At 72.1% G+C, this 8259-nt stretch carries 6 protein-coding genes and 1 tRNA gene; 3 read left to right on the top strand and 4 right to left on the bottom strand.

The features are described 5' to 3' along the window. Positions 1-203: 203 nt before the first annotated feature. Genes ACZ53N_RS28615 through fdhD form a run of 3 tightly spaced genes read right to left on the bottom strand, consistent with a single transcriptional unit; the run spans position 204 to position 2931 of the window. Complete coding sequence (locus ACZ53N_RS28615; RefSeq protein ID WP_469143691.1) at positions 204-518, bottom strand: hypothetical protein; 315 nt, start codon at positions 516-518, stop codon at positions 204-206. A 52-nt stretch (positions 519-570) separates the two neighbouring features. After that, positions 571-2058 carry a hypothetical protein gene (locus tag ACZ53N_RS28610; protein WP_469143690.1) on the bottom strand — a complete coding sequence of 496 codons (1488 nt, stop codon included), beginning with the start codon at positions 2056-2058 and terminating at the stop codon, positions 571-573. A gap of 39 nt (positions 2059-2097) precedes the next feature. Then, complete coding sequence (fdhD, locus tag ACZ53N_RS28605) at positions 2098-2931, bottom strand: formate dehydrogenase accessory sulfurtransferase FdhD (protein ID WP_469143689.1); 834 nt, start codon at positions 2929-2931, stop codon at positions 2098-2100. 387 nt (positions 2932-3318) lie between these two features. Between fdhD and ACZ53N_RS28600 the strand changes: the two genes are divergently transcribed. Continuing rightward, positions 3319-4938 (top strand): aldehyde dehydrogenase family protein, encoded by a 1620-nt coding sequence (locus tag ACZ53N_RS28600; RefSeq protein WP_469143688.1) that lies wholly within the window; start codon positions 3319-3321, stop codon positions 4936-4938. A gap of 15 nt (positions 4939-4953) precedes the next feature. On the opposite strand, the gene ACZ53N_RS28595 is transcribed toward ACZ53N_RS28600, so the two are convergent. Then, positions 4954-6297 (bottom strand): DUF2254 domain-containing protein, encoded by a 1344-nt coding sequence (locus ACZ53N_RS28595; RefSeq protein ID WP_469143687.1) that lies wholly within the window; start codon positions 6295-6297, stop codon positions 4954-4956. 104 nt (positions 6298-6401) lie between these two features. Between ACZ53N_RS28595 and ACZ53N_RS28590 the strand changes: the two genes are divergently transcribed. Together ACZ53N_RS28590 and uriT are read left to right on the top strand one after the other, a co-directional pair. Further along, a tRNA-Leu gene (locus ACZ53N_RS28590) sits at positions 6402-6489 on the top strand. Between the two features lie 172 nt (positions 6490-6661). Then, positions 6662-8113, top strand: a complete 1452-nt coding sequence (gene uriT, locus ACZ53N_RS28585; RefSeq protein WP_469143686.1) for a uridine transporter UriT — start codon at positions 6662-6664, stop codon at positions 8111-8113. Positions 8114-8259 lie beyond the last annotated feature (146 nt).

Here is an 8259-nt window from a genome sequence, read left to right as displayed (position 1 = left end):
GGCGGCGGCGTCCTGGCGGCCCTACACCCCCTCCCCCTCCACCCCCCCCACCCCCCCCCCCCCCCCCCCCCCCCCCCCCCCCCCCCCCCCCCCCCCCCCCCCCCCCCCCCCCCCCCCCCCCCCCCCCCCCACCCCCGCAGGGCGCCCGCCGCCGCAGGCGGCAAGACGGGCCCGCAGTCGAGGATCCGCCGACCAGGCGAGCGTCACATCCCCAGCGCGCGCCCCAGCTCCTGGGCCAGGGTCAACGAGCCGCTCCCGGCCGCGGCCCCCGTCGAGATCAGCTCCAGCCACTCCCGCAGCCGTCCCCGGTCGGCGGGCCGCCCCTCCTCGTCCGCCCGTACCAGCTCGCCACGCAGCAGTTCGGCCTCACCGGCCAGCGCCGGGCTCTCGGCGCGCAACTGCCGCACCAAGTCACCGGCCAGCCGCAGGGGCGACTGGCCGTGGTGCACCTCGATCTTCCCGTTGTCGCCGTAGTTGCCCGGCCCAGAGATATTGCCGTGGAAGTTGTACGTACTCATCGATACCTCCGATTAGCTCTGCGGGTGGTCGTCCGGGCGCTCGTCCGGGCGCTCAGGGGTGCCCGCCACCGCCCTGCTGCTGGCCCGCGCCCTGCTGCTGCCCGTACGCGTTGATCTGACCGTGGTTGCCGAAATTGCTCGGGCCCGTGATGTCGCCCGAGATGTTGTACGTCTGGGTGGTGATGACCTGCTGGGCGCGGTCGAAGTCACCGGTGTCGACGTTGTGGTCACGAAGGAAGCGCTCGGTGGCGATCAGCACGCCCTGCTGGAGCCGCTGGAAGATGTCCTGCGCGTCCGTGCGCTCCGAGTGGCGCATGGCGTTCCAGTCCGAGGCGCGCTCCCGCAGGCTGTTCAACGCCCCGTAGTCATAGACGGCCTGGTACTTGGTGATCTGCCGGCGCGTCGTCTCCAGGGCCCGTTCGTGCTGGTGCCAGGCCCTGCGCCGGGCCCGCGCCCGGCCGGGGGCGCCCCACATGGCGCGCAGCGGGTTGGAGGACGGCTCCCGTACGACGGCCCACCACTGCTCGAAGCCGCCCAGCGGCAGATACGCCACCGCGTGGAACCGGGGCTTGGTCGGCGCCAGCACATACGCGGACACCTCCCACGACAGCCTCGGGGCCAGCAGCCGCGCCCGCAGATGCATCGACACCACCACATTGCCGCCCTCGCCCACCATCTCCAGGCTCAGATACGCGCGCATCCCCGCCCCGGACCGCACCACGGCGGACTGCACCAGCGGCGGAGGGATGCGGGGGAGAGGGCGCTTGAGCGGATCCGGCAGCAGATCAGCGCCGAGGTGCGGGACGTCCAACCCCCGGACGTAGAGCCGGTTCTGTGCGCGCAACCGCTCCAGGCCGACGATGTTCGCCATCTCCTTCGCCACATAGGTGTGGAGACTGACGGCGTCGAACGGCTTGATGGTCAGTTTCCCACCGGAGGGTGAATCGGCCGGTCTCCCGACGTCGATCGGCGCCCACACCACCTCTTTGATCTTCTGACCGCTGCCGACGAAGGGATTGGCGAACTCCGCCTCCGCGTCGTACGGCACGACGTTGGCCCGGCGCAGCGCCTTGAGGTAGTCCTCTGTCTCCTGCGGCGCGGGCGGCGCCAGCTTCTCGGGCTCGGTGGTGCCGCGATACGCGTCCAACGCGGCCCGCCGCGCCTGGAACGTGGCCCGGCACGCCACCACCCACGCGGCCACCACGATCGCGAGCAGTGCGAGGAAGCACCCCACGGCGGCCGGGGTGGAGCCGCTGTCCAGCGAGACGGCGATCCCCACGACCGCGGCCACCGCCCCGGCCAGCAGCAGCGACAGCGTGCGGTCCCGGGCCACGGCACGCCCGCGGGCCGCCAGCGCGTGCCGTACGAGGGCGACGAGGTTGATGCCCAACGGCAGCCCCACGGCCTTGAGCCGGTCCGCGGTGAACTCGAACAGCACCTCGTCGGTGAAGTCCTCGTCGATGTGGGTCGTGGCGCACATCCGACGCGTCACCGCGTCGACGCGGTACTGCGGTAACGGCGGTAACTGCCTCAGTGCCATGTGTCGCCCCCCATTCCGGCCCCGTGCGTCAGGCGGCTTTCACCCTAGGGCAACGCGCTGCTCCCCGGCGTAGACATTCATCGAGGAGCCGCGCAGAAAGCCGACCAGGGTCATGCCGGTCTCGGCCGCCAGGTCGACGGCGAGTGAGGACGGCGCCGACACGGCGGCGAGGAAGGGGATTCCGGCCATGACGGCCTTCTGGACCAGCTCGAAGGAGGCCCGGCCGGAGACGAGGAGGATCACGTCGGAGAGCGGCAGCAGCCCCTGCTGGAGGGCGCGACCGACGAGCTTGTCGACCGCGTTGTGCCGCCCCACGTCCTCGCGCACGTCCAGGAGTTCACCGTCCGGTGAGAAGAGCGCCGCCGCGTGCAGCCCGCCGGTGCGGTCGAAGACCCGCTGCGCCTCCCGCAGTCGGTCGGGCAGGACCGCGAGCAGGGAGGGTTCCAGGCGCATCGGCGTCGGGCCGTCGGTGACGGCCCAACGCGCGGTGGTCCGTACGGCGTCCAGGCTGGCCTTGCCGCACAGGCCGCAGGAGGACGTGGTGTAGACGTTCCGTTCCAGGCTGATGTCGGGGACGGGCACACCGGGCGCGAGCCGGACGTCCACGACGTTGTAGGTGTTCGAGCCGTCCTCCGTCGCGCCCGCGCAGTAGACGATGTTCGCCAGCTCCTCGGCGCCGCCGAGGACGCCCTCGCTGACCAGGAAGCCCGCCGCGAGCGCGAAGTCGTCGCCGGGGGTGCGCATGGTGATCGCGAGCGGCTTGCCGTTCAGCCGGATCTCCAGCGGCTCCTCGGCCACGAGGGTATCGGGCCGGGTGCTGACGGCCCCCTCGCGAATGCGGATGACGCGGCGTCGTGCGGTGACCCGTCCCATGTCGATCAGTCCCGGTGCTGGTGGCGGCGGTGGACGGCTCATTGTCCCCGGTGGGCGGGGACCTGCAGTGGCTTGGGGCGGGTCTTCGTCCGCCGGCCGGTCATTGCCGCCTGAGGCGGACTGGTGCGGCCGGGCTCAGCCGATGACAGCCCGTCCGGTGTTCGAGGACACCGACGCGCAGCGGTGGTGCACCCACAGGATCCGCCGGACAGGCAGACGTGACGTGGGCCTCATCCGCCGCGGGGCCCCGGCGGCCGGCCCGCCACATGGCTACCGTTCGGTAATACGCAACGGAACGTCCGTAGAACGGCACGGCGCGTCACTTTCCCGCCCCGCACTCCCCCTGCCCCCGCGAGGGGAGCCCGTGCACCGAGAGCGGAGACACCGATGGCAGTCATCTCTGGCACCTCCTCCGGCACCCCCGAAGGGGCCTCCGGCACCCCCGAAGGGGACGGCCGCCGCCCCCTCCTGCTCAAGCCCGGCACCGAATGGGCCACCGCCTGGCAGCGCTGCCTGGCGCTCGCCCCGGAGGCGTTCCGTGGTGAGCGGGTCCTGAACCTGTGGAACGGCATCTGGCAGGCGGACGGCCGCCCGCTGCCCGCCACGACCCCCGTCGACGGCACCCCCATCGCCGGCCCGCCGCGCCTGGAGAGGGACACCGCCCGGCATGCCGTACGGGCCTCCCTCGACCAGCACCGTGCCTGGCGCGAGGTCCCGCTCGCCGAGCGCAAGGCCCGGGTGGCCGCCACCCTCGACGCGCTCACCGAACACCGTGACCTCCTCGCCCTCCTCCTCGTCTGGGAGATCGGCAAGCCGTGGCGGCTGGCCCGGGCCGACGTCGACCGGGCCATCGACGGCGTCCGCTGGTACGTGGACGGCATCGACCCCATGGTCGCCGGCCGGGTGCCGCTGCCCGGCCCGGTCAGCAACATCGCCAGCTGGAACTACCCGATGAGCGTGCTCGTCCACGCCATGCTCGTCCAGGCCCTCGCGGGCAACGCGGTCATCGCGAAGACCCCGACGGACGGCGGGCTGGCCTGTCTGACCCTCGCCTGTGCCCTCGCGGCCCGCGAGGGGCTTCCGGTGACCCTGGTCAGCGGCAGCGGCGCCGAGCTGTCGGAGGCGCTGGTGCGGTCGCCGGAGATCGGCTGCGTCTCGTTCGTGGGCGGCCGCGACACCGGCGCGCGGGTCGCCACGGCGGTCGCGGACCTGGGCAAGCGCCACATCCTGGAGCAGGAGGGCCTCAACACCTGGGGCATCTGGAACTTCACCGGCTGGGACGCGCTGGCCCCGCAGATCCGCAAGACCTTCGACTACGCCAAGCAGCGCTGCACGGCGTACCCGCGCTTCGTGGTCCAGCGGTCGGCGTTCGCGGACTTCCTCGCGGTGTACCTCCCGGCGGTGCGGTCGGTTACCCCCGGCCATCCGCTGGCGGTCGCCGACCCCGCGGACGACCTGCCGGAGCTGGACTTCGGCCCCCTCATCAACGCCGCCAAGGCCAAGGAACTGACCGACCAGGTGGCGGAGGCCATCGACCGGGGCGCGATACCCCTGCACCGGGGCGACCTGGCCGACGGCCGCTTCCTGCCCGGCCAGGACCTCTCCGCCTACGTGGCCCCCGTGACCCTCCTCAATCCGCCCCCCTCCTCCCCCCTGCACCACGCCGAGCCGTTCGGCCCGGTCGACACGATCGTCCTCGTGGACACCGAGGCCGAGCTCCTCGCCGCCATGAACGCCAGCAACGGCGCCCTCGTCGCCTCGCTCTCCACGGACGACGCGGCGGCGTACGAGCGGCTGGCCCCGCAGATCCGCGCCTTCAAGGTCGGCCGGGGCAAGCCGCGTTCGCGCGGCGACCGCGACGAGCTGTTCGGCGGCTTCGGAGCCTCGTGGCGCGGGGCGTTCGTGGGCGGCGAACTGCTGGTCCGGGCGGTGACGGACGGCCCGCGCGCGGCGGAGGAGCGGCTGCCGGGGAACTTCCCGGAGTACCACCTGATGCCGACACGGTAGGCGGACCGGGCACGGTCACCCGATGCCCTGACGGTCCGGCAGCAGCGAGAACTCCCGGTCGGCGGCCTCCGGCACCGTGCGCTCCACGGCCTGTTCCAGGAGCGCGCCGTGCCGCTCGAGCGGTGGCCGCCGGTCCTCGGGGACCAGCCGCCACAGATCGTCCAGTGCGGCCATCAACCGACGGGTGACCTGGGGGTTACCGATCGCGCAGCCGCGGATCTCGGTGAGACCGAGGTCGACGAGGTCCGTCCAGCCGGGCAGGTCCTGGACGAGCCGCAGGACGCCCTTGCCGTCCTTGTGGTGCAGCGCCCCCAGCGGCCGGCCCGCCAGCGCGGCCAGGAACTGGGTGATCCGGTCCAGGCACTGCACGGCGGTCGTCGGATCGTTGACCGCGGGGGACAGGGCCCGCTGCGCGATGTCCGACAGCTGCCGCAGTCCGAACGCCAGATCCTGGTGAAAGGTCCGCTCGACCCCGACGGAGACGGTGTACCGCAGCATCCGCTGCGGCGGCACCCCACCTCCGCCGTGCACGGCCAGCAACGGCGTCCCGGGCACCACGAAGTCCCCGATCCGCGGGATCAGCCGCAACACCACCCCGTGCCGTCGCGCCACCCGCACCAGACGGGCGATGTTCACATCCCGCAGCACCCCCGCACGCCCCGGATACGCGATCTCGGCCGTGGCCCGCGTCAGTGGCATGGCACCGGTGTCCACGGTCCCGAGCCGGGCCAGCACCCGGAACGACTCCCGGGTGATCCGGTCGACGACATGACTGACCTGCATCAGCCGCAGGGTGGAGTTCACATACGCGATGAACAGCGCCAGGCTCACCAGCACCATGCCCACGCAGGCGACGCTGGAGACGATCGGCACCGTCTGCACCGCGCGGGGATCGGTCTCCCCCTCGTACGACGCCTGCACCAGCAGCGCGAACAGGAACGTGGCCAGGAACACCGCGAACGTGCTCTTGGTGATCCTGCTGCGGACGTACAGCCGCACGACGCGTGGTGAGAACTGTCCACTGGCCATCTGGAGCGCGACGAGTGAGATGGAGAACACGACACCGATGAAGGTCAGCATCGCCGAGCCCACCGTCGTGACGATCGTCTTGGTGTCGTCGGCGATGCCGATCAGCGACTCGACGGTGTCGTAGTCCTGCTCCTCCTGGAGAACCTCGATCAGCAGCCGGTCCAGCCCCAGCACCCCGGCGGCCAGCAGCCCCGCTGCCACCAGGCCCACGGTCGGTGCGAACCAGAAGGTGTCCCGCAGATGCTCCCGCAACGGTGACAAGGCCCGCGGCCGCCGCGGGACGCTCCTCGGGGTGCTCCTCGGCGCGGCGAAGTGTCCCTCTTTGCCCATAAAAGGACCTTATGCCCCTCGCGAATACCCAGGTGAAAGGCACTCCGAAACCTTGGTATTGTTGTCCATGTCGCCGCGGGGAACACCTGCGGGACGCACACCCGGTCCGGGTGGCGGAATGGCAGACGCGCTAGCTTGAGGTGCTAGTGCCCTTTATCGGGCGTGGGGGTTCAAGTCCCCCCTCGGACACCAGTAGAGACCCCAGCTTTTGCTGGGGTTTTTCTGTGTTTGGGAGGCGGTGTGACCCGAGGCGTGCCCGAGGGTCGGCCGGCAGCCCAGAGATATTGCCGTTCGACCGGACGCGGTGCCCAAGGCCCCGCCCCGGCAGCAGCCGCCGTGCTGCGCTCCCAGAGATCCCCGAGGCATGAACGTTTCCCTCACTGACCGCATCACCGACGATCAGCCCACCGGTTCGACGGGCGGGCGCCCCACCCGGGTGGCCGTGCTGGTCACCGCCCTCCTCACGGCCTGCATCGCCTTCCAGCTCAACGCGAGCATGCTCAGCCCCGCGCTGAAGAGCATCGAGGACAGCCTCGGTGCCGACTCCGCGGAGATCGGGCTCACCCAGACGGCGTTCTTCACCTCCGCCGCCCTGTTCTCGCTCTTCCTGCCGCGCCTCGGCGACGTCATCGGACGCCGCAAGGTCCTGGCCGGAATGCTGGTGCTCATGGCGGTCGGCTGCGTGGTCGCCGCGCTGGCGACGAGCGTGCCGATGCTCTTCGTCGGCCGTGTCATCCAGGGCGTCTCCGGCCCGACCGTCCCGCTCTGCCTGATCATGCTGCGGGTCGAGATCACCGAGCCGAAGCGGTACGGCACCCTGCTGGGCGTGATCACCGCGGTCAACGGCGGTATCGCCGGCGTCGACTCCCTGGCCGGCGGCTTCCTCGCCGACAACCACGGCTTCGAGGCGGTCTTCTGGTCGATGGCCGTCGTGGCGGTCGTGGCCACCGTCCTCGTCGCCACCCTGACCCCCGAGTCCAAGGTCCCCGCCGCCGGCCGGATGGACTGGCGGGGCGTCGCGTTCCTCGTCGTGTCCGTCGGCTCGCTGCTCATCGCCCTGAACGAGGCCGGCAAGCTCGCCGCCGCGAACTGGCTCCTCGTGGGCGGGCTCGTGGCCGTCGCCGCCGTCGCCTTCGCCCTGTTCTGGCGGACCGAGGACCGCACGACCCACCCGCTGGTCGCCACCGGTCATCTGCGCCGACGCGCCACCTGGGCGACCCTGCTGACCACCGTGCTCACCATGACGGGTGTGTTCGCCGTCATGAACGGTCTGATCCCCGCCTTCGCCCAGGACGCCGAGGCCGGTCTCGGCATGACCGCCGAGCAGTCCGCGTGGTGGACCCTGACGCCCTACGCCCTCGCGGGCCTGGCCATGGGCCCGATCGCCGGCCGCCTCGCCGCCACCTTCGGCTACGGCCGCGTCCTGCGCCTGGGCCTCATCGGCGCGGCGGCCTCCGTCGTCCTGATGATCCTCACGATCCCGGCCCACTCGCGCGTCATGCTGCTGGCGGCCTCGATCCTCGTGGGCATCACCTACGCGGGCGTGGCGAACATCGTCCTCAACGGCCTCGGCATCGTCCACTCCCCGACCGACAACCCGGGCTTCCTCCCGGGCCTCAACGCGGGCGCCTTCAACCTCGGCGCGGGCCTCAGCTTCGCGCTCCTCTACGCGGTCAAGACGGCGACCGCCCCGACGGACGCGGCCTTGTCCACCGGCTACACCTCCGGCATGATCGCCGGCGTCGCCATCCTGGGCGCCGCGCTCGCGGCATCGTTCCTGATCCCGAAGCCGGTGTCGGCGGAGGCACGGGACTGAGCGCTGTGGCGGGGGGGGGGGGGGGGGGGGGGGGGGGGGGGGGGGGGGGGGGGGGCAGGGGGGGGGGGGGGGGGGGGGGGAGGGGCGGTGGTCAAGACGTGCCACATGGCCCCGTCCGGTTTCCACCGGGCGCTCAGCGCCTACCA

The organism is Streptomyces sp. NPDC033229 (assembly GCF_055576875.1).
The sequence above is the reverse complement of the archived record's forward strand: the minus strand, read 5'-3'. Positions and strand labels throughout refer to the sequence as shown.

Bases quoted from the DNA above. Each gene is read 5' to 3' on its own strand.
- ACZ53N_RS28615 (WP_469143691.1), bottom strand. From the start codon at position 518: ATGAGTACGTACAACTTCCACGGCAATATCTCTGGGCCGGGCAACTAC.
- ACZ53N_RS28610 (WP_469143690.1), bottom strand. From the start codon at position 2,058: ATGGCACTGAGGCAGTTACCGCCGTTACCGCAGTACCGCGTCGACGCG.
- fdhD (WP_469143689.1), bottom strand. From the start codon at position 2,931: ATGGGACGGGTCACCGCACGACGCCGCGTCATCCGCATTCGCGAGGGG.
- ACZ53N_RS28600 (WP_469143688.1), top strand. From the start codon at position 3,319: ATGGCAGTCATCTCTGGCACCTCCTCCGGCACCCCCGAAGGGGCCTCC.
- ACZ53N_RS28595 (WP_469143687.1), bottom strand. From the start codon at position 6,297: ATGGGCAAAGAGGGACACTTCGCCGCGCCGAGGAGCACCCCGAGGAGC.
- uriT (WP_469143686.1), top strand. From the start codon at position 6,662: ATGAACGTTTCCCTCACTGACCGCATCACCGACGATCAGCCCACCGGT.